Raw genomic sequence first — 26,646 nt, forward strand, 5'->3', positions numbered from 1 at the left:
GCCTGCCTGTCTTCGGATTGCCGGTGCCGGCCTGGGGCTATTTGGTTTGGCTGGTGGACCGTCGGCGTGCCATGGCCACGGCGTAGAGGCTGATGCCTGCTGCTACCGAGGCGTTCAGGGATTCCACCGAGCTGGAGATGGGGATGGAGGCCAGGGCGTCACAGCTCTCGCGGACCAGGCGGCTCAGCCCCTTGCCTTCGGAGCCCAGGACCACCACCAGCGGATCGGTCTCGAAGCCTGTCTCGCCTACTGTGGTGGTGCCTGCGCCGTCCAGGCCGACCGCGTAGTAGCCGCGCTCCTTGAGCCCTTGGATGGCCTTGGTCAGGTTGACCACACGGGCCACGGGCAGGTGGGCGGCGGCTCCGGCGGACACCTTCCAGGCTGCGGCTGTGACCGAGGCGCTGCGCCGCTCGGGCAGAACCACCCCCGAGGCCCCGAAGGCCGCTGCTGAACGGATCACGGCCCCGAGGTTCTGGGGGTCGGTGACCCCGTCCAGGGCGATGAACAGGGGGCGGGCGGCGATCTTGGTGGCCTGGTCGGCCCCGTCCAGGGCGGCTGCGTGTTTTTCTGCCCTGTCGACCAGGCTCTGCAGGGAGGCGTACTGGTAGGGCTGCACCTTGAGGACCACGCCCTGATGATTGCCGGACCGGGCGATGCGGTTCATCTCCAGACGGTCGGCCTCCAGCAGGTTGAGCCCCTCCTGCCCGGCCAGCCGCACGATCTCCCTGGTCCTGTCGTCGTGTTCCATCCGGGCGGCCAGATAGAGCTGGCTGGCCGGGACTCCTACACGCAGGGCTTCCAGGACGGCGTTGCGGCCGATGACCAGGTCGTCGGAGTCGGAGGTGAATCGGTCGGCCCTGCGGCGGGCTGCCAGACGTGGGTCGGCCGCCTGCCTGCGCTGGGCCGCCTGCCGGGCCTTGTAGGCCTTGTGATAGACGCGATCCTCGGCCTTGGGGGTGGGTCCCCGGCCGCGCAGTTTGTTGCGGTGCTTGCCGCCCGAACCCTTGGTCGGGCCTTTCTTGTTAGCCATGTCTTCAGTGTAAAGGCAGGCGGGAACCGGTCAGCCGTCTGTCGAATTCAATATCGGCAGGGGCGAAAACACGCTGTAACTTTGCAGACCGGGCCACGCAGATCGGTCGTGCAGGTCAACCCAGGGCGGCTACCTGATCAGGATCTGGGAACTCCATCCATTCGACCGGGGACTGCCCGATCGATGCCGGGGTGACGGCGATGTGGGCCATGGATGACCGGCTCGAGGCCCCGTGCCAGTGCCTGACGCCTGCCGGGCAGAAGACCACGTCGCCGGGTTCCAGCTTGCGGGGCTGATGTCCCTCCTCCTGCTCCCACCCCTGCCCGGCGGTGACGATCAGCAGTTGGCCATGCGGGTGGGTGTGCCAACGGTTGACACACCCGGGTGCGAAGGTCACATTGCTGGCTGGGCATTCCGCGTCCGAATCGGTCAGGCGGTGCAGCCAGACATGGCCGGTGAAGTTGGGCCCGTCGGCCGAATCCCCCAAGGGGTAGGGCCCTGAATCCGGCTCGGTCCCGGCTTTGGATGGGGTTGCAGCGGTGTCCCGGCTCTCACCGTAGACCTCTTTGGCCAGGTCGAAAGCCGACCATGCTTTGGGCCAGCCCGCATAGAAGGCCAGGTGGGTGATCAGCGCCACCATTTCAGTGCGGGTGACGCCATTGCCCTTGGCCATGGCCATATGGCTCTTCAACTGGGGGAAGAGCCCCATGCTCATCAGGCCTGCGCAGGTGATCATGCTGCGGTCCCGAGCCGAAAGCTCATCTTCACGGGACCAGACCTGGCCGAAGAGCACATCGTCGTTCAGGTGGGCGAATTGCGGTGCGAACCGACCGAGCCTGTCGTGGCCCGCCGTCTGTTTGATTGCCATGGGTTGGTCTCCTTGCCATCATCTTGGCCGGGTCATTCCGGCAGACTCAGCTATACCCCTTCGAGTGCGCTCGAAGTCAAGGTGCCCATACTGTCCCGGATGATCAGCGAGGTAGGCAGGGTCAGGGCTCCGCGGTCCTCGGTAACAGGCGGGATGCCGGCTTTGCGTAGCTGAGCAATCAGGGCGGCTTGTTGGCGGGACTGCCCGGTCTCGGGCTTCCGACCCAGCAGAATATCAGCTGCGGCATGTCCTATGGCTCTGCGGGGGATGCGAATCGTAGCTACGGCCGGCTTGACGACAGGGGCGACCATGGTGTTGTCAAATCCGAGGACACCGACCCTATCAGGCACGGTGATTCCTTTGGATTGCAGTCCCAGAATGACTCCAGCGGCGATCAGGTCATTGTAAGCGACCACAGCATCGGGAGGTTGCCGCTCCAGAACGGCGGCAGCATGCCTACCGCCTTCGACAGTAGGATCCACCGGACCCGTTCGTCGGCATTCCAGCCCCATAGCCCGGCTGAGTGCTTGCAGGCTCTCCCAGCGGGATCGATCGGACCAGGCCCCCACCCGGCTGGCTATGTAGACTACGGACCGTCGTCCCTGCCGCAGCAGCAGTTCCAGGGCTTGAGCCAGGCCGGTGGAGGCATCGGGCAGGACAGAGGGAAGGCCCTCCATGGGACGGTTGAGAACTACAAGAGGCAGGCGGCGTCCCAGGCGCCGGGCCGTTGGTGCCCGGACCTGATCAGTGGCCAGAATGATTCCGCGGGTATGGCCGACCAGGCTTTCCAGCAGGTCTTCCGTACGTCCCAGCTCGGCTCCGGTTTCGATGATGCCGACTGCACCCTGCTCGGGAAGAGCTTCCTGAGCGCCGGCAAGAATCTGGGAGGAGATGCCGTTGGAGGTGTCCTGGACCAGAAAGGTTATCATGACCGGCCCGGTCGTATCGCTGCTGGGAGGATGGTCAGGCAGAGGGTAGCCCATGGATCGGGCCAGGGAGCGGATCTGGCCGGCAGTCTGCGAGTTCAGTCGACCGGGATTGTTGAGTGCGCGGGAGACCGTGGACGGGGACACTCCGGCCCTTGCGGCCACGTCGATCATGCGCACGCGTCGGTGCCCTTCCCGCCCCTGTGCGGGCTCCGGGGATCTCCTGGACAAGCCTGATGCTCCGTTCCTTGCCTGATATGGCTGCACTGGCATTGTATACGGCCTGCCTGCAGGTCGGCGCTGATGCGTCCGAAGACCTCCTCGGTCAGCGGATAGCAGCGGATGAGCAGGACAGAGATGGTGAACATGGCAGCCGGCACCAGGCCTACAGCCAGCCTCATGTTGGCGCCCAGGGCCGGATCCTGGGCGACATTCATGCCCGGCCTGTAACCCAGGAAAGACAGGATGGCCGGCCCCGCCCATCCATTGATGGCTGCTCCGACCTGCCGGGTGATGCTGAGGGCGGCCATGGAGGCTCCGGCGGTGTTCCCATTGCCGGTTCGCCACTGCTCGTACTGGACCGAATCCGCCTGCATGGCCCAGATGCAGGGGGTGATGACCTGCACTCCGATGCCGTTCAAGGCTATGCAGGCGACGGCAGGCCAGGCGGATCGGACCAGGATGAAAGCCAGCGAGGATCCGATGACCACCAGCCCGCCCAAGGTCCAGGTGCCCCGCTTGCCCAGACGCTGCACCAGCCAGGGCGAGCAGGGGGCTACGACCACCCCGGCAAGGACGCCCACCAGCGTCAGGGCGAAGGTGATTCGTCCGGTCAGCCCGGGGTTGCCGACGGTCAGGACCTCCTTGGCGACGATTGGGGCCAGCGAGGCCACCGGGTTGGTCATGAACAGGGTGGCCAGACAGACCACCAGCAGGGGTCGATTGTCGGCCAGGAGCCGCAGATCCTCTTTCAGTGAGGTAGGAGGGGCTGCCGGAGGCAGGTAGCGTTCCCTGGTGGTCCGGGCCATGATCAGATAGCCCAGGGAGCCCAGCAGACAGCAGGCGGCGACCACCGGAAGAAAGAGGCGGGAGGGGTCCATGTCGTTGACCCGCGGAGCCAGGGTAAAGGTCAGGACGACTCCTGCCGCCGCTCCGCCGAAGGTACGGGAGGCCGCCAGGCGCTGACGGTCGTCGGAGTCCCGGGTCATGGCTCCCAGCAGGGCCCCATAGGGCACGCCCCCCAAGGCTCCAAGGAGCTGATAAAGCAGATAGGTGGCGATGGCCCAGCCGATGCGCACCGGCATAGGGGCGCCCGCCGGAATGGTGTACATCAGGGTGATGGAAATCATCATCGGCAGGCCGAAGACGACCACCAGCCGCCGCAGACCGCCCTCCCGGTCTTTGGCGCGTCCGTCGGTGATTCTTCCGGCGACCAGGTAGACCAGGGCCTGGAAGAGGTGGGCCCCCAGGAAGATGTCGGCCACCAGCATGGGGTCCATACCCAAGTAGAGGTAATAGGTGGTCAGGAAGAGGTTGGTCATCTGCCAGCCGACGTTGTTGGCGGCGTCGCCAAGGCCGTAGCCCAGAATGGCGGACCTGGGCAGGGACTCAGCGCTCATGGTCGCCCTCGGAGATGAGGCAGGGAAGGGAGGCGGGGGATTCCGGTCCGGCTCCTGCCGCGTTGATGGCGCTGACGCTGACCGTGTATTTGCCGGGTGCCAGATCATCGAGGGTCAGGGTGGTCTGTTTTGCAGCCAATCGCAGTCTCGTATTCTGCCCACTGCCCATTTCGCGCATGGTGACCAGATAGGCCTGCAGAGGGATGCCCCCATCGTTCGGGGGTGACCAGGATGCCTGCATGGTTTTGTCGGAAGAGGTCAGCCTGGGCTTGCCCGGACGTCCGGGTGTATGCCCCAGGATTAGGGGATCGTCTTGGAATGAGGGGAGCGAGACCCGGCCATCCTCGGTGGTCAAGGCTGCCATGACCCGGTAGATGCCTGGCGGAACCTGCCGGAAACTGTGGGTCTGCCTGTCGGCGGGCAGCCAGACGGTCGGCATGGGGTCATGTTCGTCGGCCGGTTTCAAGGTCAGTTCGCACCCTGAAAACTCCTGAGGGGCCTGGTCAATAGTCAGATGGACGGTCATGGTTGCCAGATCGATGCTGACCTGGGGGTTGCCGGGCCGGGGCAGCGTTGGATCAGTCCTTCCGGCTTCGGGAGGGCCCATGTGCAGCTCAAGCGGGTCTGCAGGTTCGCCGATGCCCGTGGAGTTGCACTCCTGCAGGATCATCCGCCAGGAGCCGAAGGGGATTCCGTCCAGGTCGGCCCGTCCTTGAGACCGGTCCAGGTAGAAGGTCATGGACCTGCCTTTTCGGTCACGCAGAAGGACCTGGGCGGTGCGCGGCGCGTCGGCCTGGTGTCGGATTGGTCCGTGCTGCCAATCCAGTCGCAGACAATGTCCGTGAGGCTGGGCGTCGATGCTCTTGGGAGCTGCAGGTATGGCTGGCAGACGATGGCGGGCGAAGGCCATGACCTGGCTCAGCTGCAGGGCGTACCGTCCTCCCTGATAAGGGTTGGAGCGCAGCCGGGTTGCCTCGATTCTGATGAACCTGATATTGCTCATTGGGGCGAAGTCGAAGGCCTGTGGCCGACCGTCCACCGGCAGCGGATAGTTGTGGCGGCTGCAGACCCGAGTCCAGCTGCGGCCGTCTGACGAGAGGCTGATGGAGAAGTCCAGCGGAAAGCCCTGACCCTGGTTGGGGTCGGTCGATCTGTTGCCGGCAGCGTACTCCACCACGCCGAAGGAATCGGTGCCTGACCGCTGGCTGGACTGGTCCGCGCCTCCGGACGGATCGCGGCCCCTGGGCGCCAGAACCACCTGGGACAGGGTGGCCGCCTGCCGCATCTCCAGAAGAATCCACTCCGGGTGGTTCCGGTTGCCGACGGAGCTGGACCAGCCGAATCGATCGTAGGCGGCTCCGAGACGACCGTCGACCAGGGTAGCCCTTGTCCATCCGGGCAGATCAGCCTGGGAGGAGACCTGAACCCGGGCCCCTGCGGCAAGATTGGCCCGGGCCTGTCGGGGAGGCCGCCGCCCGGCGGTGAAGGTGACCGTCACCGTGGCAGTCTCCTGCAGTTCCCCTCGGAAGCGCACGCGGGCCCGGTAGCGATGCCCGGGTTCCAAGCCAGAAGGATTGACGGTGTAGTAGATATCCTGCTCGTGGCGCAGGTTCCCGTTCATGTTTTCCAAGCTGAAGGCGCCCTCGGCATCCTCCAGGACCTGGGCGCTCCAGCGCTCGCTCATTGCGCCGCCCTCCTGACGCAGATGGATGCAGTGCTTGACTTCCCGTGATATCCATTCCACCCGGCCCAGGTCGATCCGGGGGCGTGCGGTCCCCAGCCGAGGTGGAGCGGCATGCTTGATCCACCCCAGAAAATTCTCCTCCCGGAAGACCTGTCGCCCCTGCTTGCGCACGCACAGGACCAGAAGGAGTCGGGCCCCCCGGCTGGCCTGATCCCTGGGCACGGTGATGGTCACGGGCACGGTCCGCCAGGAGGCGTATGGGACCTGCACCCGTCGGTGACCCCGCTCGACAACTATCCGTCTGCCCCCTGGGCCACGCTGCCAGGCCACTTGCCAGACCAGCTCAAGGTCGGTTCCCCGACGCTCCTCGTCATTGTGGACGATGATGGTGCGTCGGCTGGTCATTGCGTGCGGGTAGATCCTGCGGGGCCGGCCCAGGCGAGATTCACGGTCGAATTCCTTGTCGTAGGCGGCGACATCCGCGAAGGAGGCGGCTATATATCCAAAGGCCGGCCCCTCCTGCCAGGGTTCATCCTCTCCGCGCCAGGGATCGAACTGGGGGCGCAGCAGCCTTTTAGGGTTAAGCCCCCTGCGGATTCTGCGCCGGTCCGGTTCCAGGCAGGCCTCGATGTTGTCGTAGATGAAGGTGGATATGCAGAAGGGCTTCCAGTCGACCACTCGCGTGGTTCGTATGCCCCTGGTCACCCGTCCGACCTCCCGGCCGAAGTCCGCCCGGGAGATGGTGTCCGGATCGCCGTTGAGCCGGCCGTGGTAGATGTCGGCAATCCGTCCCTGCCCGTCGTAGCGGGGGATTCCTGCGGTGGAGACCGAGAATTCCTCACCGGCGGCCAAGGGCAGGGGCGAATCAATGTCGTAGAGGGCATAGATGTCTGGGGCCGAGGTCATACCCGAGGGGTACCCGCCGTAATAGTGGCGGGAATCCTCGTCGGTAATGGGGGCATTGAAGCCGTCATTGACCACTGGCCGGGTGCCGTCCTGCTCATGCACGGCCGCCTGCAGGGCTGGGATGAGCAGGTCGCCGTCCCTGGGGTTCCATGCCTCGTTGGTGGTGGACCAGAGGACGATGCTGGGGTGGTTCCGGTAGGCCCGCACCCACCGCTGCGTCCACTCGACATAGTGGCCGATGGCTTCGGGCCCGTAGCTCATGTGGAAGGGCGGATTCAACTGAACATTGGCTGGAGAGCCCGGATTCCAGAAGGCCGTCTCCTCCTCAAGGAGCATGCCGGTTTCGTCGGCGTGGTCGGCCAGGGCTTGCGAGGGGACTGAGCGGATGTGGTTGCGCAGGATGTTGAAGTTGGCATGTCGATAGGCATCCACCCAGGCCTTGGTCATGTCCTGGCCGGATTGGTTGTCGTCAAGGATCAGTCCATAGGCATCGCCGACCTCGTTGATCAGGTTGCGGCTGCCCTGGTTGAGCAGGCAGAGTGAATCGCCGCGCAGCCGGATGGGGATGCCGTTGAGCAGGTACCGGTCTCCCTGGCGCTGGAATTGCCGGAAGCCGAATCGCTCCTGGGAACGGTCGACCACATGGCCGCCGACGTCGAGAAGAGCCTGCATGACATAGAGAAAGGGATCGGCACGGGACCAGTAGTGGGCATCCGGCCAGGCCGTCTGCAGGTGGACGACCTTGGAGGAGCGGGGACTCAGGGAGCAGGACACCGGGTTGAAGGCAAAGACGGTCCGGCCTCTGCGCATTGAAGGTTTCCACGGGCGTACCTTGGCCCTGAATCGCAGATCGCATGGGCGCTCGCTGGTGTTGATCAGCGTTGCATTGAGCTCCAGCCGGTCGTTGGAGGGATCGGCGTCGCCGCCCAGATCGGGGATGATCTGCAGATCTTCGATGCGGATCTTGGGCCTGCTGTTGAGCCAGACGTCGCCGCCCAGCCCCAGCCGTCCAACCAGGTTCTCAGTGCCGAAGGGGAAGAGCAGCCGACCAGGGCCCTCTGTAGAAGTCAGGGCATCGGCGGGGAGGGATTTGACGCTCCAGATTTCGATCCTTATCTGGTTGCGTCCGGCATGAACCGCCCTGGTGACATCCAGATCATAAGGGAGCAGCGTCATCAGATAACCCTTGGTGGATGACGGCCCCACTGGGATAGCGTTGATCGATACCTTGCCCAGGGTGGCAAGGGCATCCAGGTGCAGGATCATGTCCTCGTTCGGGTCGAGGGCGCCCAGGAAGAATTCCTTGAGGTAAACGCCATGGTGGAGGTCCCGGCTCCAGGAGTCCGGATAACCGGTGGTCTCCGGCAGGCTGTCCCACCAGGTGGGCACCATGACGGGGTATCCCCGGTCTGCGTCGTCGGGGTGGAAGTCCCAGATGCCGTTGAGATTGAGTTTCACGCCGCCTCGCCTCGCTGCCTGCTGCTGTGTCGGTTCCCGACCGGCCGTCATGGCCTCTCAACAGGCAGGGTACATCGTGTTAAGGCATTGCCATTTATTGCCAAGCCGGACCCGGGTACCGGGGATGACCAAGGCTTGTTTCAGGCCTGAGCATTACGGGCTGGTCGGCGAATGTGCAGGCACAAGCATGCAGATGCTGGGCCTTATGGGCCAGGCCTGGGGTTGATCAGTCCGAGACGTCGGCCTTGTAGAAGTTGACGTAGGAGCGGGAAGGAGTTGGTCCGCGCTGGCCCTGGTAATGGGAGCCGTTGTGCTTGGAGCCGTAAGGGTACTGGGCGGGCGAGGAGAGCTGGAAGAAGCACATCTGACCGATCTTCATACCAGGCCAGAGTTTGACCGGCAGGGTGCTCACGTTGGACAGCTCCAGGGTGATGTGCCCCTCAAAGCCCGGATCGACGAACCCGGCGGTGGAGTGGGTCAGAATGCCCAAGCGTCCCAGGGAGCTCTTGCCCTCCAGCCGGGCGGCCAGGGTGGAGTCCAGCTTGACGTACTCCCAGGTGGATCCCAGCACGAACTCGCCGGGGTGCAGGATCCAGGGCTCGTCTTTGGGCACCTCGAACTGCTCGGTCAGTGCACCCTGGTCCTCTGCCGGATCCACGTACGTGTACTGATGGTTGTTGAAGACCCGGAAGTAGCGGTCCAGGCGCACGTCCACGCTGGAGGGCTGAACCATGGCGGGCGTCCACGGGTCCAGATTCAGGTGCCCTGCCTCGTGGGCATCCAGGATGTCATGGTCGCTGAGCAGCATGCCTAGGTATCTCCTTTGGGTTTATTGGTCTAGGGTCTCTCCTCGGGCGGGAAACCATCCGAAATCCAGTCTAACCGGCCCTATGCCCGCTTGTTGGTCTGGCAGGATTCACAGAGAATTTTCAGATAACACTATCGTCACCATCAGGTAGCAGTTCTTTACTATAAATGTCGGCACAAAAACCGAACGGGCGGTTGACCTCCGTCCGACAACTGATTTCCCTTTCTTCTCTCTCGCCCGGCGGTGTGCACGCACCGCCGGGTTCTCTTCATTCTGGGGTATGCATCAGTGCGTCGACGTTTCACGTGAAACCGTATGTCCAACTGCTCGATTGAGTTCGTAAAGGTCTGTTACGGGATGGTCAGGCGGTTGCAAACACATGAGCGTTTGCAAATCCATGAGTAGTCTGATGCTTGTCTGTGCCGGTCATCTGTTTTCGGACTTCTGGCTTCCTTGGATTTAAGACTCATGGTCGGCTGATACCGAAGACAGGATCAAAAGTTCCACGCAGCCGCATTCTCGCATTCCCTCTCTCTGGCATCTGTATAAGTTGTGTTTTATAGGCAAAGGGTTGAAAGCAGGCACAGAAGATATGGAAGAACCCCCGTCAGTTATGGCTATGACGGGGGTTCTCCACCAGGGGGAGGGGCGGCGATCTTCTTGCCTTCGGCGGCTGAGGGAAGAGGGGGACTATCACATTGCCGAAAGCAGTCCGAACTCCGCTCCCTCCCCGGTTCGAGCGGCCGGGTGCCGGTGCCGGGCCCGACTCATTCCCGAGGCCAGGAAGAGTGGACCAAGCAGTGCGGCTATCCGACCAAGTATGTGTGGGTCACACCAGCCTCACTCCTGGGGAGCCTTGGCTGACATGGCCTTGTGGAAGATGGCCACGATGATCAGGGCCAGCAGGGAGGCCAGCGCCATGACCCAGAACATGTTGGCCACCTGGGCCTGGATGCCGGTTTTGACGCCCGCCAGAGCAAGCGACCCGAATCGGGGATTGGCCATGAGCCCGCTGTAGACAGCCACGCCGATGGAGGCCGAGGTGTTCATCATCAGATCCCCGATGCCGATGCCGCGTCCGTTCTGGTCCACCGGCAGAGTGGCCGAGAAGGAGTCGTAGAGGGGCGTGTAGGACATGGTGATGCCGGCGATGAAGACCGAGGCCAGCGCGGTCAGGACCCAGAAGCCCGAGGTGAGCATCAGGGCCGAACCGGCGGCTCCGGCGATCATGAGCAGGGCGGACAGGATCAGCATGGGCAGGCGTCCCATGGCGTTCATGATGACTCCGGACAGGCAGCCCACCAGGGTGGCCACGATGTAGACGATGGTCAGGCAGAGGGAGACCTGGCTCAGGGAGATCCCGTAGATTCGGTCGCCGATCACGTTGTAGATGGGCACGCAGGCGAAGTTGAAGAAGTAGAAGACGAAGAGGGCCAGCAGGACAGCCATGTAGGCGCCGTTGGTCACGAACCCGCGGCTCAGGAAGGGGTTGGCGCCCTTCCAGACGTAGCCGGCGAAGATCAGGATCAGAACGGCCAGCACCCCAAGCATCCAGGTGGCCGGGAAGGAGAAGTAGACGGCCACGAATCCGGCGATCAGCGCGAACAGGGCGATGCCGAAGACGTCAATGCGCTCGCCCTTGATGCCGGTGTCGGGCGTGTACTTGAGCACCGGGGGGATCAGCAGGATGGAGACCAGCGGCACCAGGAAGAGGTAGCGCCAGTCGATGGAGGTGATCAGACCGCCGGCGAAGATGCCCACAGCCGAGGATGCGTAGTAGACGGCGTTGAAGATGCCCAGGTAGAAGGCGCGCTCCTTGTCGCTCAGGTACTTCATGGCCATGACCAGGAAGACCGAGCCCGCCACCTGGCCGCCTGCGGTCTGGATCATGCGGGCCAGGACCACGGCCCAGAAGTTCGATGCGCCGAAGAAGCCCAGAAGGCTGCCGATAATCAGGGCGCCCACGCCGAACAGGGTCATCTTCCTTGGGGAGATGTAGTCGCAGAGGGTTCCGTAGAGCATGCAGACCACGCCCAGAACGATGCCGGGCAGGGTGCTGATCAGTGAGGCGTTGGCGGACATCCCCAGGGAGTCGCCCACGTTCTGGAAGACCAGGTTGAAGGCCTGGATCATCAGTGTGCCCAGCAGGAAGATGGTCAGCAGGGCCGGCAGGGCCCGCTTGGTGCTGCGGCGGTTTTCGTCCACGGTTGCTTCAGTAGCCGTTGTAGTGATGGTTTCGCTCATGACTGCCGTCCTTCTATCGTTCGCTCTCGGTCTTGCGCACCAGGGTCAGAAGCCTGTCCATGAAGCGCCGGGTGAATCGCTCGGTGTCGACCGACAGGGCCACCTTGGTGTTCTTGACCGTGTCCAGAAGCCTGTTGGGGTCGCCGATGGTACGGGCCCGCTGCGGTCCCTCGGTCTCGACCATCAGGTTGGTGGCGAAGGTGGTGACCAGGCTGGGGTCGATGGCCACGGCGGCGGCCAGGGGGTCGTGCAGGTTGCAGCCGCCCAGGTAGGCCCCGCTCTCCTTTTCGCTGATGTCGATGTAGTAGTCGGTCATGTCCGCCAGGAAGCGTCCGGCGCTGGTGCCTGTGGCGCGCAGGGCTTCGGTGTCCTCGCGGCTCATCAGGGCCTGGGTGGTCACGTCCAGGCCGACCATGGTGATGTCTGCGGTGGTGGCGAAGACCCGGTTGGCAGCCTCGGGATCCTGGTTGATGTTGGCTTCCGCGAAGGGTCCCACGTTGCCCGGCTGGGTCAGGGTGCCGCCCATCATGACGATGCTGATGCGGTCGACGATGTCGGGGGCCTTTTCCAGGGCGGCGGCGATGGTGGTCAGGGCGCCGGTGGGCACCACGACCAGCTCGCCCTTGGGATAACGGCGGACCGCGTCGATGATGAAGTCCACCGAGCTCTGCTGGCTGGCCTGCCGGTCGGTCTGTGCGGGGATTTCGATGTTGCCGGTGCCGTTGGCCCCATGGAAGATCTCGGAGTCCGGCGGAACGCTGAAGGAGTCGGCCGTGCTGGGGTGATCGATCCCCTTGAAGACCGGAATGTCCTCCCTGCCATACATGGCCAGCAGCCGCAGATCGTTGTCGACGCCTTGGTTGAGCACAACGTTGCCGTAGGTGCCGGTGATTCCGATCAGTTCGGCGTCCGGGGAGCCCAGAACGTAGGACAGGGCCAGCGTGTCGTCGATGCCAGTGTCCAGATCCAGGATGATCTTGCGGACGGTTCCCTTGCTTGCTGACACGTTGGTCTCCTTCCCAGAAGGATGGGCGGCCCCAACCTTCTGCTTACCTATATCGTGCCTTCCCTAGGCTGATTCGTTACTGCCGTGAAACAAACAACCTGTTTGATGTAACGTTTCATCAAACTGTACGGAGCTAAACTACCTGTGGCTTGGAGGCTTGTCAAAACGCGTCGTGGGGTGTTCGCCATAAGGGCAGAGACCTGCAAATCCATCGGTGATGTCTGCAGCTGCGGGTGATCGGCCGATTTTCCTCGCAACCGACGATAATGAGGGTATGACTTTAGCGACTCCTGAACGGTATGTGGCGATGCTCGATGCGGCCAGACGGGGGTCCTATGCCTATCCCGCCATCAATGTGACCAGCACGCAGACTCTGAACGCTGCCCTGCAGGGATTGGATGAAGCCCAGTCCGATGGGATCATCCAGGTCTCAGTGGGAGGTGCCGCCTACCTGTCCGGACAGCGCCTGGCCGACCGGGTGGCTGGTTCCATCGCCTTTGCCGGATTCGCCCACGAGGTGATCTCCCGCTATCCGAGCATCACCGTGGCCCTGCATACGGACCACTGCGCCCCGCAATACCTGGACGAGTGGGTGCGTCCCCTGCTGGCCTACGAGAAGGATCAGGTGGCCCGCGGTCAGGATCCGCTCTTCCAATCGCACATGTGGGACGGTTCCGGTCTGCCCCTGCGGGAAAATCTGGCTACGGCGGCGGAGCTGCTGGAGCTGTCCCGGGCTGCCCACACCGTTCTCGAAATCGAGGTAGGCGCTGTCGGCGGCGAGGAGGATGGTCACTCGGCTGCTATCGATCAGCGGCTCTATTCCTCGCCCGAGGACGGCCCCAGGGTGGTCGATGCCCTGGGTCTGGGCGAGCGCGGCCGCTACATGGTGGCCTTCACCTTCGGCAACGTGCACGGGTCCTACAAGCCCGGCGTGGTCAAGCTGCGGCCCGATCTGCTGGGGCGGATCCAGGCCAGGACGGCCGGAGCCATATCCGATGGACAGGTCGACGGCATCCCTGCCCCGGGCGCTCCTGCCGACAAGCCCTTCCTCTTGGTCTTCCATGGGGGCTCTGGCTCGCAGCCGGAGGAGATCGCCTCGGCCGTCGCTCATGGCGTGGTCAAGATGAATGTGGACACCGACACCCAGTACGCCTTCACCAGGGCCGTGGCCGGGCACATGTTCGCCAACTACGACAAGGTCCTCAAGGTGGACGGGGAGGTCGGTGAAAAGAGCGAGTACGACCCCCGTTCCTGGGGACGCCAGGCCGAGGACGGGATGGCGGCGCGCATAGTCCAGGCCTGCCAGCAGCTGGGCAGCGCAGGGCGGGCCATGAGATGACTGGCGACTTTCTGCCCTGGGAAGGTCCTGCGGGCGGGGAAGCTGCGATCGGCTGCTGAGCCTGTCCGGGCCTTCTGATGCCTGGGTCGGCGCCTGGGTCGGTTCGTCTTCCGCTCCATACGTCGGGTTAGGCTCGTCTATGGATGGTCTGCCGTTGTTTCCTTGGATGGCGACCAGTGGATAAGGAGCATCGTATGCCTGGAATCGTGATCGTCGGGGCCCAGTGGGGCGACGAGGGCAAGGGCAAGGCAACGGATCTGATCGGCGAGCACATGGACTACGTCGCCAGGTTCAACGGGGGTAACAATGCCGGCCATACCGTGGTCGTGGGCGATCAGGAGTACGCCCTCCACCTCCTGCCCTCCGGGATCATTCACCCGGCCATCACCCCGGTCATCGGCAACGGCGTCGTGGTCGACCCGGCCGCCCTCTTCGAAGAGATCGATGGGCTCCAGTCCCGCGGCGTGGACTGCAGCCGGTTGAGGATCAGCGAGTCCGCGCACATCATCGCCCCCTATCATCGGACGCTGGACAAGGTGACCGAGCGCTTCCTGGGCAAGCATAAGATCGGCACGACAGGCCGCGGGATCGGCCCGGCCTACGCCGACAAGATCAACCGTGTGGGCATCCGGGTGCACGACCTGTTCAATGTCGACCATCTGCGTGACAAGGTGGAGGCCAGCCTGCATCAGAAGAACCAGATGCTGGTCAAGCTTTACAATCGCCGGGCCATCGAGGTGGAGGCCACCGTTGAAGAGCTGGCGGGATACGCCGAACGGCTCAAGCCCTACGTGGCCAATACCTCGCTGATGCTCAACCAGGCCCTGGAACAGGGCAAGAACGTGCTTTTCGAGGGGGGACAGGCCACCATGCTGGACGTGGACCATGGCACCTACCCCTTCGTCACCTCATCCAACTGCACGGCCGGGGGCGCCTGCACCGGCACCGGTGTGGGTCCGACCAAGATCGACCGGGTGGTCGGCGTGGCCAAGGCCTATGTGACCCGTGTGGGCGAGGGGCCCTTCCCCACGGAGCTTGACAACGAGCAGGGCGAATGGTTGCGTCGTCAGGGCCACGAGTACGGGGTGACCACCGGCCGCTCCCGTCGCTGCGGCTGGTTCGATGCGCTGGTCAGCCGCTATGCAGTGCAGATCAACGGCCTGACCGACATCGTGCTGACCAAGCTGGATGTTCTCTCCGGTCTGGAGACCATTCCAGTCTGCGTGGGCTACGACATCACCCGGTCCGATGGCTCCCGTGTCAGGGTGGATCAGATGCCTGTGGACCAGGCCGAGTTCCAATCCGCCCAGCCGGTATACGAGGAGCTGCCGGGCTGGCGCGAGGACATCTCCGGCGCCAAGAGCTTCGAGGAGTTCCCGACCAAGGCCAAGGACTACATCCACCGTCTGGAGGATCTGTCCGGCTGCCGCATCTCGGCTGTGGGCTCGGGCCCGGGCCGTGACCAGATTGTGCAGATCCACTCCCTGATCGGCTGAGGAATCTCCATGGGTCTGCCCTGCCTGGCCGCCTTCCCCAGGGCGGTCGGTACGGGAATCATCATCTCCACGGACAGGCCCCTGGGAGAACGGCTTCACGGCGCCATCGCCGATCTGATCGAGGGTTACGAGCGTGCCTTGTCACGGTTCAGGCAGGATGCCATACCTGCGCAAATGGCCCGTGCTACTCATGGGGGCAGGTTCGTCTTTCCCGACTATTGTCAGGGGCTCTTTGATCTGTATGACAGGCTGTATTGCGTCACCGAAGGGGCCCTGGACCCCATGGTGGGCGAGGACCTGACTCGTCTGGGCTACGGCAGGCAGCCCACCTTCCGGCTGCAGGCCGACGCCGCCGGACATCTGGGACGGATTCATGGGCGACCGACCTGGGGTGATGACCTCAGACGTCAGGGTGCTGTCCTTATGACTGCCGGACCGGTCAGCCTTGATTTCGGGGCGGTCGGCAAGGGCTATCTGGTGGATCTGATTGCCGACCTGCTCGAGCCTCGGGTGGAAGAGTATCTGATCGATGCCGGTGGCGACATGCGTATGCGGACCTCTCACCCGGTCTCCATCGCCATGGAGGATCCCGCTGACCTGTCTGCAGGCGTGGGCCGGGTCGGGCTGTCCCATGGGTCCCTGTGCGCCTCGGCGCCCAGTCGCCGCCATTGGGCCGACCGGTCCGAGGAGGCTGCAGCAGCGGGGTTGACGGCACTTCACCACATCCTGGATGCCATCGATGGCCGTCCGGTCGACCGCGTGCTGGCCTCCTGGGTAGTGACTGACGAGAAGAACAACGAACACCCCACGGGTCTGGCCGACGGTCTGGCCACCGCCCTCTTCCTGACGCCGCCGGATGCGCTGGCCACCCGATTCTCCTTCTCCTGTGCACTGATGTATGCCGACCGCCAGGCCGTGATCTCTGACGAATTCCCAGGTCGGTTCTTCACTGACTCCAATATCCATCCGTCCACATAGTGGACCTGTCTCGCTGGACAAGCCGGTGCCAGGCCTATGGTCGGCACCAATGCGGATGTGCAGAGAACGCATCCGATTCGTGAATGATGAAGGGAGGTTCGCCGTGATGACCAGCTTGACAGACACCCGCCGATTCGGCACCGTGTCCGCACGAATTATTAGCCCGTCCTCACCGGCGGACTGACTCGACAATATTCATTGTTCGACCCCGTCGGAAGGCGGGGCTGGACGCATAGGCTTCATCGCATCAGACCCTGCCAACAGCGGGGTTTTTCTATAAGGAGATGAGATGAAGTGACGGCAAACGACGTCAGTGTTGCTTCCCCGGCCTCGGCAGCCTCCGCGTCCGGCAGAACCCGTGTGACCCGCAGCTCGGTCCGCACGGTCATCGGGGCCTCCATGGTCGGCACGGCCATCGAGTTCTACGATTTCTACGCTTACGGGACGGCTTCGGCCAACTATTTCCCCAAGCTCTTCTTCCCCAAGACCGATCCGACCGTGGCCCTCCTGGCCTCCCTGCTGACCTTCGCCATCGCTTTCATCGCGCGGCCGCTGGGGTCCTTGATCTTCGGACACTTCGGGGACCGTCAGGGACGCAAGACCACCCTGGTGGTCTCCCTGCTGACCATGGGCTGCTCCACGGTCCTGATCGGCGTCCTGCCCACCTACGCCACCTGGGGTCTCTGGGCCGTGGTGGTACTCTGCCTGTGCCGGTTCGTGCAAGGTATCGGCCTGGGCGGCGAGTGGTCCGGCGCGGCCCTGGTGGCCACCGAGAACGCCCCGGAAGGCAAGAGGGCCCTCTACGGCTCCTTCCCTGAGCTGGGCGCTCCCATCGGCTTCTTCCTGGCCAACGGCACCTACTTCCTGCTGGAGATGTTCTGCACCCCCGAGCAGATGCTGAGCTGGGGCTGGCGTGTGCCCTTCCTGCTCTCCGCCATCCTGGTGGTCGTGGGCCTGGCTGTGCGCGTCTCCATGCAGGAGACCCCCATCTTCCAGATGGCCCTGGATCAGCAGAAGGTCGTCAAGACCCCGCTGTTGGAGGTCTTCCGCAAGAGCTGGCGCCAGGTGCTCCAGGCCACCTTCCTGGTCGCGGTCACCTACACCCTCTTCTACACCCTGGCCACCTGGTCACTGGCTTACGGCACCAAGCCCAAGTCCCAGGGCGGCGGCGGACTGGGCTTCACCAACCAGGAGTACCTGCTCATGCTCATGGTCTCCATCCTGGTCTTCGCCCTCTTCATCGTGCTGGCCTGCGTCTATGCGGACCGCATCGGCCGTCGCCGGGTGCTGATCGGCAGCTCCGTCATGCTGGTGGTCTTCAGCCTGGTCTTCCCCTACCTGCTCATGGCCCATCACAACACCTTCCAGGTCATGGTCTTCCTCTGCGTCGGATTCGCCCTGATGGGCATCGCCTTCGGGCCTATCGGCGCCTTCCTGCCGGAGCTCTTCGACGCCAATGTGCGCTACTCGGGTTCCGGTATCGGCTACAACTTGGCGGCCATCGTGGGTGCGGCCTTCGTGCCTACCATCGCCACCTGGCTCTCCTCCCACTGGGGAGTGCGCTCGGTCGGGCTCTACCTGGCCGTTATGGCGGTCTGCTGCCTGGTGGCAGTGCTGACCTGCCACGAAACCAAGGATGTGGACTTCACCAAGTAAGCCCTGGATGCATCCCGCCGGTCGGTTCCTCGAATCGCGCCGGTGTCCAAACAACGAATTGCGGACAGTCCATCTGGCCATATCACGAGTATGGTTGGAGGCATACCGTATCCACAGGGTACGAATCGGGGTCAAGGACAAAATCCGTCGCCCCGGTCGAAAGAGCATCGTCCGCCTGGAACAACGACAGGAATTCACAGTATTTTGCGTTCCCCGGCCTGGATAGAGCCGGTCCGGTTGGACCGCACATAAAGGAGTGTAGATAATGGCAGCACAGATCTGGTATGAGAAGGATGGGGACCTTTCGGTTCTGGATGGCAAGAAGGTGGCCATCATCGGCTACGGTTCCCAGGGACATGCTCATGCGCTGAACCTGCGTGATTCCGGTGTGGACGTTGTGGTCGGCCTGCGCGCCAACTCCAAGTCGGTGCCCTTCGCCAAGGAGCAGGGCCTGGAGGTCAAGACCGTGCCCGAGGCCACCAAGGAGGCCGACATCGTCATGATCCTGGCCCCCGACCAGTACCAGCGCAACATCTGGCGGGACGACATCGAGCCCAATATCAAGGAGGGCGCGGCAGTCGCCTTCGCCCACGGGTTCAACATCCATTACGGCTACATCAAGCCCAGCGCCGACCACCCGGTCTTCATGGTCGCCCCCAAGGGCCCGGGCCATATCGTCCGTCGTGAGTATGTCGCTGGCCGTGGCGTGCCCGTGGTCGTGGCCGTGGAGCAGGATCCGCGTGGCGACGCCTGGGACATCACCCTGGCCTACGCCAAGGCTCTGGGCGCCCTGCGCGCCGGCGCCATCAAGACCACCTTCAAGGAAGAGACCGAGACCGACCTCTTCGGCGAGCAGGATGTGCTTATGGGTGGCGTCAACCACCTGGTCGAGGCCGGCTTCGAAGTGCTGACCGAGGCTGGCTACCAGCCCGAGATCGCCTACTTCGAGGTCTGCCACGAGCTCAAGATGCTGGTCGACCTGATGAACGAGGGCGGCCTGAACAAGGCTCGCTGGTCCTGCTCCGACACCGCTCAGTACGGTGATTTCACCTCCACCGTGGTGGACGAGTCCACCAAGGACAGGATGCGTCACCAGCTGCAGCGCATTCAGGACGGCTCCTTCGCCAAGGAGTTCATTGACGATCAGGATGCCGGCGCCCCCAAGTTCAAGGAGCTCCAGGAGAAGTACTCCCACGAGAAGATCGAGGAGGTCGGCCCCAAGCTGCGCGCCATGTTCTCTTGGAACAAGGACGTCAAGGATGCCGACGAGGCCCAGTCCTTCACCGGCAAGATCGCCCGCTCCCAGGTGCAGTGACCTGTAGGCTCTGTCGGGAGGACCCTGCCCAGTCCGACTGACCATTCAGCAGATGGCCGTTCCCTCATCCGGATGCAACACCGGTGACGGAACGGCCATCTTGTTATCGTGACCTGATGTCCACGTTTCAATCATGCGGTCAGATTGTTTCACCGAAGGGATCGATTACGTGGATGTGTGAAATTTTCAAGTGCCGAAGGATATTTAGTGGTGCCCCCATCCAGATGGTCAATTCCACTTGGGTGGGGGCACCGTTTGTTATAGAGGACTGGCCTTTCTGCAAGGGTGTCCGCTGAACCTACTGCCTCAGTGGGCGGATTCGGCGCCGGACACGTCCATATCCTTGAGGCGCACGATCTTGGTGTGGTTGACGAACTTGAAGCCCAGGTAGAGGACCAGGACCAGAACCACGCTGAAGTAGGTCATGGCCATGTGTGACCAGTTCAGGCTGAGCAGGGAGGGGATGTCCTGTCCGGCGATGACGATGACGCAGAGCACCATGGCCAGGACCGGGCCGAACGGATAGAGCTTGGAGTGGTACTTGAGTTCGCTCAGGTCGTGCCCCTGGAGTTTGAAAGCCCTCCGGAAGCGGAAGTGGCTCAGGGCGATGCCGATCCAGGCGATGAACCCGGTCAGTCCGGTGGCGGTCACCAGCCACATGTAGAAGGACTGGCCGAAGATGCTGGAGGCGAAGGTGGCCAGGGACATGCAGACCGTGGCTACCAGGGCCGCCAGGGGGATGCCCCTCTTGGTGGTCCTGGCGAAGATGGCCGGAGCATAGTGGTCCTTGGCCAGTCCGTAGAGCATGCGGCTGGAGGCGTAGGCCCCGGTGTTGACGGCCGAGAGGATGGATGTCAGCACCACCGCGTTCATGACGCTGGCCGCCGAGGCCAGGCCGGCCCGCTGGAAGACAAGGGTGAAGGGCGACATGGCGATGTTCCCGTCGGAGGCTCCCAAAAGGTTGGGGCTGGTGTAGGGGATCAGGGCGGCGATGACGAAGATGGAGAGCACATAGAAGAGCAGGATCCGCCAGAAGACGTCATTGATGGCCTTGGGAACCGCCTTGCCGGGGTTCTCGGACTCGCCGGCGGTCACGCCCACCACCTCGGTGCCTTGGAAGGAGTAGCCGGCGATCAGAAAGACGCTCATGATGGCCGGGAATCCTCCCACGAAGGGGGCGTCCTTGTAGGTGAAGTTCTTCAGGCCGACCGCTGGCTGGAACATGATTCCGCAGATCATGGCCATGCCGATGACCAGGAAGACAATGATGGTGGCCACCTTGATCAGGGAGAGCCAGAATTCCGTCTCGCCGAATGCGGAGACCGTCAGGGCGTTGATCAGGAAGACGATGACCAGGACCAGCAGGCTCCAGATCCATCCTGGGGTATGGGGCAGCCAGTACTGGATCAGCAGTGCGGCGGTGGAGATGTCCACGGCACCCGAGATGGTCCAGTTCAGCCAGTAGTCCCAGCCCATGGCGAATCCCAGGGCCGGATCCACGTAGCGGGCGCTGTAGGCGGCGAAGGATCCCGACACCGGAAGGTGCGTGGCCAGCTCGCCCAGACTGGTCATCAGAAAGTAGACCATGACGCCCATGGCGATGTAGGCCAGGAGTCCTCCGCCGGGGCCGGCTGTGGAGATGGTGGAACCGGAGGTCATGAACAGTCCGGTGCCGATGCAGCCGCCCAGGGCGATCATGGAAATGTGGCGGGTCTTGAGGTTGCGCTTGACGCTGCCGCAGCCATGATGCTCTTGCCCGGCCCGGTCGGATTGATTGGTGTTCGACGCTGCATTGCTGGTGTTCCGCGTCATGATCCTCCTCCTTTTGGCTGGGCGACGCACCGGGGAGTCCGGGGTCGTACTGAAATTGCGATTCCTGATATGCCGGCTGGATGCCGGAACAGATTCATATGGCCGGGTCCTTGAGCCGGTCCTCGAACGCTTAGGGAGTCTATGCCATTGATATGGCCTTTCGGCTCCCGTGGTCACAATGTGTCATGTTAGCTGGCAAATCTTTCATGGCGATTCCGGGTCCCCGCTCAAATCCATGGTCTCCAGGGGCACGATCCGGGTATGGTAGTGGATCTTGTAGCCCAGATAGAGCGCAAGTACCAGGGGCACGCTGATGTAGGTGACGCCGATCTCCTGCCAGTTCCAGTTGACGAAGGCCTCGAAGTTCTGCCCGCCGATGACGATGACGCATAGGACCAGAGCCAGGATGGGCCCCAGGGGGAAGAGCTTGGCATGGTAGCGCAGCTCCTCAACCCGGTGGCCCTGGACCACCCAGGCGCGGCGGAAGCGATAGTGGCTGAGGGCGATGCCGATCCAAACGATGAATCCGGTCAGCCCCGAGGCGGCCACCAGCCACATGTAGATACGCTGACCGAAGATGCTGGCGGCGAAGGTGGCCAGGGAGACCACCAGAGTGGCGACCAGCGAGGCCATGGGGATGCCATGGCGGGTGGTGTGCCCGAAGAAGGCGGGGGCGTAATGGTCCTTGGCAAGGGCGTAGAGCATTCGGGTGGAGGCGTAGACCCCTGAGTTGGCGGACGAGAGGACCGAGGTCAGGATGATGGCGTTCATGACGCTGGCCGCCGAGGCCAGGCCCGCCCGCTGGAAGACCAGGGTGAAGGGCGACATGGCGATGTCCCCCTGGGCGGAGCTGAGCAGGTTGGGGCTGGTGTAGGGGATCAGCGCGGCGATGACGAAGATGGACAGAATATAGAAGAGCAGGATTCGCCAGAAGACGTCGTTGATGGCCTTGGGAACGGCCTTGCCCGGGTTTTCGGACTCGCCGGCCGTGACCCCGATCAGCTCGGTGCCCTGGAAGGAGAAGCCTGCTATCAGAAAGACGTTGAGAATGGCGGGGAATCCGCCCACGAAGGGAGCGTCCTTGTAGGTGAAGTTGCCCAGGCCCACGGCCGGGCGGAACATGATTCCGCAGATCATGGCCAGACCGATGACCAGGAAGACGATCACCGTCACCACCTTGATCAGGGAGAGCCAGAACTCGGTCTCGCCAAAGGTGGACACGGTCAGGGCGTTGATCAGGAAGATGACCACCAGGACCAGGAGGCTCCAGACCCAGCCTGGGGTGTGGGGCAGCCAGTACTGGATCAGCAGGGCTGCGGTGGAGATGTCCACAGCCACGGTGATGGCCCAGTTCAGCCAGTAGTTCCAACCCATGGCAAATCCCAGGGCCGGATCCACATAGCGGGCGTTGTAGGCGGCAAAGGAGCCGGAGGTGGGTAGGTGGGTGGCCAGCTCGCCCAGGCTGGTCATCAGGAAGTAGACCATGAGGCCCATGGCCGCGTAGGCCACCAGCGCGCCTCCCGGTCCGGCCTTGGCGATGGTGGAGCCGGAGGTCATGAACAGTCCGGTGCCGATGCAGCCGCCCAGGGCGATCATGGTGACGTGGCGGGTCTTGAGGTTGCGTTGAACACGGTCGGTGGATGCGGAGGGACTGGCCTTTCCGCCCTGCCTGGTCGCCATGACTGCTCTTCTCCTCGAACTGACCTGAGAGCCCTATGACAACGGTTCCGGCCGGTTCCGCTCAGGCGGAATCCAGACGTATTGCCTGTCCGTGACACTGCACATAGCGCTCCGCAACATCGGGTTGCGACAGTCCCGGACTTCTTCAACCCGGACCCAACGAGCCGGCTATGCGGGGCCGGACCGTTTCGGCCGAACGTCCTTTCGCCGGGGATGGTCGACACCGCACTGTCTGACCCCGGGTACTGATAGGTTCGGCAACCTCTTCAGTGGCTTGCAATCATAGACTAGCCTAGAGTATTTCTCCGACAAGGACCGCCCGTGTTCCGCATTCAGGCCCGAAGCTTGTGGATGCCTCCGGTGGTGGTTGGATCGCAGGCGATAATAAACCGGCCATGGCGGAACATGTACGGTGATGGCCGGTCGGGTATCGGTTTTATCGGTGGGTGCCAAATCCGGCAATTGCGAATTTGGCACCCACCGATTTGCTTATTTTTCGGTTTTCTGGCCCCGTTCTATAGTCCTGGTGATGATGCGAACGAAGTCGTCCCAGAGCGCTTCCGGCAGTTCGTGAGCCATGCCCGGGTATATATGCAATTCGGAGTTCTTCAGGAGCGAGGCGATATGGATGCCGGCTTTCGGGCTGAAGAAGGGGTCTCGTCTCCCATGGAGGACGGCGACCGGCAGATCGAGCGCAGCCAGTTTGTCCTCATCGGCCATGAAGTCCGCGATGGCCGCCTGCTGTCTTCTCCAGCCGTCCGGACGGTAGCAGCGGTCATAGGTGAGGATCCCCTGTTCCCGCACTTTCTCTTCATTGAAGGGATAAGCCGAGGTCGTATGGCAGGCTCGCTCGCGGGTGACGAATAGATTGACGGCTTCTTCCCGTGATGAGGCCACATCCAATCCCACGTTGCCACCCTCGTCGGCCGCGGATTCCTTGGAAGTCAACCATTCGAGATGTTGGGAGGGGGCGGTGAACCCGATGATGGCCGAGGATATCCGTTGGGAATACTCGGCCAGAATCTGCTGGGTAATCATGCCTCCCATGGAAACACCCATGATGTTGAACCGTTCAAGGCCTTCGGCGTCGGCGATGGCCAGAACATCCTTGGCCATGTCGGTCACATCGTAGAGTTTGCCGGTCTGGTCCGGTGACCCGGTCTGGCTGGACAGTCCGACGTCGCGGTTGTCGAAGACTATGGTCCGGATTCCTTGTTGATTGAGAAGTCTGGTCAGGTCCTTATCCCAGCTGACTAGTTGGGAGGTATACCCGGCGACCAGGATAAGGGGTGCCCCGTCCTTGGGGCCTTCAGATTCGTAGTAAATGGTTATATTGCCGTTCTTTGCGTAGGGCATGACGGTATTTCCTTTCTCTGATTATGGTTAGTGGCGGCTTGTGCGGTGGTTACCTGACCGAGCGAATCAGCATGGTGAATACGCCTCCCAGGAATGACGTGAGAATCCCGAAGACGAAGACTGCTGCGTAGGTGCCGGTGGCGCTGATCAGCATGGATCCGACCAGGGGTGAGAGGGCGGCCGGTACGGAAGTCGCAACGGCCAGAATGCCCAGGTCCCTGCCCTCGTCGGCCTTGGAGGGAAGGACGAGGGACATGACGGCTATATCGACGGAGAAGAAGACCCCGCCGGCTGCACCATTGATGATGGCGTAGATGACCATGCCGATCCAGTTCGGCATGACCAGGGGTACTATAAAGGAGACCATGTAGACGATTGACGACATGGCCACGACCAACTTACGGCGGTCCAGCATGTCAGCGAGTTTTCCGAAGATTATGATGGCGATGATCTGGGCCACGGTCTGTATGGATGAAATGGTTGCCACCGCGGTCGTCGGGTTTTGCCCCGGGATGTTCTTTGTGCCGATGTAGTCGGTCAGCACGTAGAAGGTGAAGCTTGAAATGGCAAAGGCGGCAAAGTAGAAGGTGAATCGGGAGATGAAGGCCATGCTGAAATCCCAATGCAGGAAGGCTGAGAAGAAATGGCCTATTTCTTTGAAGTTGAAGGTCTTCCGCTTCTTCTCCTTCGGTTCCTGGGGCAGGCTCTCCAATGATGAAGGTTCGGGGGCAAATATGCAGAACACCACTGCTGCTACAAGGAGGAAGAGTCCGACCAGGAGGTATCCCCAGTGCTGACCTGTTCGGGAGGCGAGATTGACAAAGACGAGGATTCCCACGGGAACCCCCAGTCCGGTCACCGATGATGCCACCCCGCGCTTGTCTTCAGGGATCCTGTCCGGAATGACTGCATAGATAACACCTTGGAACCAGTTGGCGAACAACCAGACCAGGCCGGCCATGACGACCAGACCTGCGATGCCGGTCATGAAGCCCATGCCTATGCAGGCCAGGGCTGTTCCAAGTGCGGAGATAATGAGCCAGGGAGTCCTTCTGCCGAACCTGCTCCGTGTCCGGTCCGAAATAGCGGCACCCACAGGGAGGATGATGGTTCCGACCAGTGAATTCACAAAGGAAATCATGGCTGTATCATGCACCTTATTTGTGGGGTCGATGCTGACGATCTGGGCCGGCAGCAGTACTTGTCCTATGGCCTGATAGACTCCATATACACCGATGATGGTTGGGAAAAGCAGTATTAGTATTCGATTGACGCTGACCTTGTCTCTGGCCGGTTTCTGGGTAGTTTCATTCACGACGAGCTCCTTTGGCCGTACATGGTATGAAGTGTGGTAACGCGTGCTACTAACACGTGTTACCACGTAATAATATACTAATTGACAGATTTGTCAAATATACCTCCGGGAAGGAGCGAACCAGTGGCGAAGAAGAGGGTGGTTCGTAGCCAGGATGTGGCCGATCAAGCTGGTGTCTCGCGTACCACGGTCAGCCTCGTTCTCAATCATCATGACGCATCGATCCCTGAGAAGACCAGGCAGAAAGTCATCAAGGCAGCCGATGACTTGGGGTTTGTTCCTTCCGCGGCCGGGAGGGTACTGCAACGTGGCAGGGGCACCGTTGTCTTATGCCTTACCGTGGATTCCGAGCCCTCGCTCAAGGCCGATGAAGCAACGAATGTACTGAGCCGGAGTCTCTACGACCGAGGGCTGACCTGCCTCTTTTCGAAGACCGCAGGATCGACCACTCCGTTGAAGCAGCTCCTGGAAGAAATCACACCCAGCGTTGTGGTTCCCTTCTTCCAGCTATCTAATGAAGACAAGGACCTTCTGAAGAGGCTTCATATTCCTCTGGTCGAGTTCTTCCGGCCTTCCAGGAAAAAGCACAACGGCCTGCCTCCCGTAGAGCTGTTTGGTGATTTTCAGGAATCCGTTGGCGCTCAACAGGCCGGATACCTCGTGGACAAGGGCTGCGAGCGCATTGCCTATGTCGGTACCACAACCTCGAGCAACAGCGCCATTTGTGGGTCGAGGCTGGCAGGTGTACGACGAGGACTCGCTGCAGGGGGGCGGAATCTGGTACTGAATGCCAATATCTCATTGCATGACCACGGCCAGTCGGCAGACGCTCTGGTGAATTGCTTGGTCGAGAACAAATGCGATGGGGTCTGCGTCTACAATGATCAGCTGGCCTCGCTTCTGATCTCCAGGGTCAAGGACAAGGGCATCGAAATTCCCCGAGGCCTGCGCATCATCGGAGTCGATAATGACCCCATTGCTGCCTATCTGCAGCCATCATTGACAAGTATCGATTACGACAATGTTGTCTTTGCCTATATCGATGCCATTGTTGAAGCCAGCGGATGTGGGGACAATCTCGGCAAGACATTGAATCATACGCCACGCATATGGGTCGTTGAGAGACAGTCGGCCTGATTTGGGCCGGGCC

The 26,646-nt window shown here is 62.3% G+C and carries 18 protein-coding genes and 1 riboswitch; of the genes, 6 read left to right on the plus strand and 12 right to left on the minus strand.

The annotated features are described in order from the left end of the window. Positions 1-37: 37 nt before the first annotated feature. The 8 genes from rlmB to H3U90_RS03800 form a co-directional block, all read right to left on the minus strand. On the minus strand, positions 38-1,030 hold the full coding sequence (rlmB, locus tag H3U90_RS03765; protein WP_198177104.1) for a 23S rRNA (guanosine(2251)-2'-O)-methyltransferase RlmB: 993 nt from the start codon (positions 1,028-1,030) through the stop codon (positions 38-40). Between the two features lie 115 nt (positions 1,031-1,145). After that, a complete protein-coding gene (locus H3U90_RS03770; protein ID WP_198177105.1) occupies positions 1,146-1,898 on the minus strand; it encodes a carboxymuconolactone decarboxylase family protein in 753 nt (250 codons plus the stop codon). A 50-nt stretch (positions 1,899-1,948) separates the two neighbouring features. Next, positions 1,949-2,998, minus strand: coding sequence for a LacI family DNA-binding transcriptional regulator (locus tag H3U90_RS03775; RefSeq protein ID WP_232340600.1), 1,050 nt, complete (start codon positions 2,996-2,998; stop codon positions 1,949-1,951). Beyond that, entirely contained in the window at positions 2,995-4,443 is a 1,449-nt protein-coding gene (locus H3U90_RS03780) for an MFS transporter (protein ID WP_198177107.1), read from the minus strand. Before H3U90_RS03780 ends, H3U90_RS03775 begins: the two co-directional genes overlap by 4 nt. Next, on the minus strand, positions 4,433-8,491 hold the full coding sequence (locus H3U90_RS03785; RefSeq protein WP_198177108.1) for a fibronectin type III domain-containing protein: 4,059 nt from the start codon (positions 8,489-8,491) through the stop codon (positions 4,433-4,435). Before H3U90_RS03785 ends, H3U90_RS03780 begins: the two co-directional genes overlap by 11 nt. A 226-nt stretch (positions 8,492-8,717) precedes the next feature. Further along, complete coding sequence (gene dcd / locus H3U90_RS03790; RefSeq protein ID WP_045935940.1) at positions 8,718-9,299, minus strand: dCTP deaminase; 582 nt, start codon at positions 9,297-9,299, stop codon at positions 8,718-8,720. A gap of 840 nt (positions 9,300-10,139) precedes the next feature. Then, positions 10,140-11,543, minus strand: a complete 1,404-nt coding sequence (locus tag H3U90_RS03795; RefSeq protein WP_198177109.1) for an MFS transporter — start codon at positions 11,541-11,543, stop codon at positions 10,140-10,142. Positions 11,544-11,556: 13 nt separating this feature from the next. Next, the gene (locus H3U90_RS03800) at positions 11,557-12,549 is read right to left on the minus strand and encodes a nucleoside hydrolase (RefSeq protein ID WP_198177110.1); all 993 of its coding nucleotides are present in this window, start codon (positions 12,547-12,549) and stop codon (positions 11,557-11,559) included. Positions 12,550-12,823: 274 nt separating this feature from the next. On the opposite strand from H3U90_RS03800, the gene fbaA reads away from it, so the two are divergent. The 5 genes from fbaA to ilvC all read left to right on the plus strand — a co-directional run bounded on the left by fbaA (position 12,824) and on the right by ilvC (position 19,333). Beyond that, a complete protein-coding gene (fbaA, locus tag H3U90_RS03805; RefSeq protein ID WP_198177111.1) occupies positions 12,824-13,888 on the plus strand; it encodes a class II fructose-bisphosphate aldolase in 1,065 nt (354 codons plus the stop codon). A 194-nt stretch (positions 13,889-14,082) separates the two neighbouring features. Next, positions 14,083-15,384 (plus strand): adenylosuccinate synthase, encoded by a 1,302-nt coding sequence (locus tag H3U90_RS03810; RefSeq protein ID WP_045935936.1) that lies wholly within the window; start codon positions 14,083-14,085, stop codon positions 15,382-15,384. A gap of 9 nt (positions 15,385-15,393) precedes the next feature. Then, positions 15,394-16,362, plus strand: coding sequence for an FAD:protein FMN transferase (locus H3U90_RS03815; protein WP_198177112.1), 969 nt, complete (start codon positions 15,394-15,396; stop codon positions 16,360-16,362). A 399-nt stretch (positions 16,363-16,761) separates the two neighbouring features. Further along, on the plus strand, positions 16,762-18,018 hold the full coding sequence (locus H3U90_RS03820; protein ID WP_195760154.1) for an MFS transporter: 1,257 nt from the start codon (positions 16,762-16,764) through the stop codon (positions 18,016-18,018). A 265-nt stretch (positions 18,019-18,283) separates the two neighbouring features. Then, positions 18,284-19,333 carry a ketol-acid reductoisomerase gene (ilvC, locus tag H3U90_RS03825; RefSeq protein WP_015022635.1) on the plus strand — a complete coding sequence of 350 codons (1,050 nt, stop codon included), beginning with the start codon at positions 18,284-18,286 and terminating at the stop codon, positions 19,331-19,333. 306 nt (positions 19,334-19,639) lie between these two features. Here ilvC and H3U90_RS03830 read toward each other — a convergent pair whose 3' ends face one another. From H3U90_RS03830 to H3U90_RS03845, 4 genes are all read right to left on the minus strand, one after another. Next, positions 19,640-21,145 carry an amino acid permease gene (locus tag H3U90_RS03830; RefSeq protein WP_198177113.1) on the minus strand — a complete coding sequence of 502 codons (1,506 nt, stop codon included), beginning with the start codon at positions 21,143-21,145 and terminating at the stop codon, positions 19,640-19,642. 204 nt (positions 21,146-21,349) lie between these two features. Continuing rightward, positions 21,350-22,741, minus strand: coding sequence for an amino acid permease (locus H3U90_RS03835; RefSeq protein WP_415873755.1), 1,392 nt, complete (start codon positions 22,739-22,741; stop codon positions 21,350-21,352). 180 nt (positions 22,742-22,921) lie between these two features. Next, a riboswitch (Lysine riboswitch) is annotated at positions 22,922-23,100 on the minus strand. Positions 23,101-23,314: 214 nt separating this feature from the next. Beyond that, a complete protein-coding gene (locus tag H3U90_RS03840; RefSeq protein ID WP_198177115.1) occupies positions 23,315-24,181 on the minus strand; it encodes an alpha/beta fold hydrolase in 867 nt (288 codons plus the stop codon). Between the two features lie 49 nt (positions 24,182-24,230). Continuing rightward, a complete protein-coding gene (locus tag H3U90_RS03845; RefSeq protein ID WP_198177116.1) occupies positions 24,231-25,496 on the minus strand; it encodes an MFS transporter in 1,266 nt (421 codons plus the stop codon). A gap of 123 nt (positions 25,497-25,619) precedes the next feature. On the opposite strand from H3U90_RS03845, the gene H3U90_RS03850 reads away from it, so the two are divergent. Further along, complete coding sequence (locus tag H3U90_RS03850; RefSeq protein WP_198177117.1) at positions 25,620-26,633, plus strand: LacI family DNA-binding transcriptional regulator; 1,014 nt, start codon at positions 25,620-25,622, stop codon at positions 26,631-26,633. Positions 26,634-26,646: the final 13 nt, after the last annotated feature.

This window comes from Bifidobacterium sp. W8103 (genome assembly GCF_016100775.1).
Classification (GTDB): domain Bacteria; phylum Actinomycetota; class Actinomycetes; order Actinomycetales; family Bifidobacteriaceae; genus Bombiscardovia; species Bombiscardovia choladohabitans.

What these genes read in the sequence shown, in the direction of transcription:
- H3U90_RS03775 (WP_232340600.1), bottom strand. Translation starts at nt 2,998, where the DNA reads ATGATCGACGTGGCCGCAAGGGCCGGAGTGTCCCCGTCCACGGTCTCC.
- ilvC (WP_015022635.1), top strand. Translation starts at nt 18,284, where the DNA reads ATGGCAGCACAGATCTGGTATGAGAAGGATGGGGACCTTTCGGTTCTG.
- H3U90_RS03820 (WP_195760154.1), top strand. Translation starts at nt 16,762, where the DNA reads ATGGTCGGCACGGCCATCGAGTTCTACGATTTCTACGCTTACGGGACG.
- H3U90_RS03795 (WP_198177109.1), bottom strand. Translation starts at nt 11,543, where the DNA reads ATGAGCGAAACCATCACTACAACGGCTACTGAAGCAACCGTGGACGAA.
- H3U90_RS03815 (WP_198177112.1), top strand. Translation starts at nt 15,394, where the DNA reads ATGGGTCTGCCCTGCCTGGCCGCCTTCCCCAGGGCGGTCGGTACGGGA.
- H3U90_RS03770 (WP_198177105.1), bottom strand. Translation starts at nt 1,898, where the DNA reads ATGGCAATCAAACAGACGGCGGGCCACGACAGGCTCGGTCGGTTCGCA.
- dcd (WP_045935940.1), bottom strand. Translation starts at nt 9,299, where the DNA reads ATGCTGCTCAGCGACCATGACATCCTGGATGCCCACGAGGCAGGGCAC.
- H3U90_RS03835 (WP_415873755.1), bottom strand. Translation starts at nt 22,741, where the DNA reads ATGATCGCCCTGGGCGGCTGCATCGGCACCGGACTGTTCATGACCTCC.
- H3U90_RS03780 (WP_198177107.1), bottom strand. Translation starts at nt 4,443, where the DNA reads ATGAGCGCTGAGTCCCTGCCCAGGTCCGCCATTCTGGGCTACGGCCTT.
- fbaA (WP_198177111.1), top strand. Translation starts at nt 12,824, where the DNA reads ATGACTTTAGCGACTCCTGAACGGTATGTGGCGATGCTCGATGCGGCC.
- H3U90_RS03830 (WP_198177113.1), bottom strand. Translation starts at nt 21,145, where the DNA reads ATGACGCGGAACACCAGCAATGCAGCGTCGAACACCAATCAATCCGAC.
- rlmB (WP_198177104.1), bottom strand. Translation starts at nt 1,030, where the DNA reads ATGGCTAACAAGAAAGGCCCGACCAAGGGTTCGGGCGGCAAGCACCGC.
- H3U90_RS03810 (WP_045935936.1), top strand. Translation starts at nt 14,083, where the DNA reads ATGCCTGGAATCGTGATCGTCGGGGCCCAGTGGGGCGACGAGGGCAAG.
- H3U90_RS03840 (WP_198177115.1), bottom strand. Translation starts at nt 24,181, where the DNA reads ATGCCCTACGCAAAGAACGGCAATATAACCATTTACTACGAATCTGAA.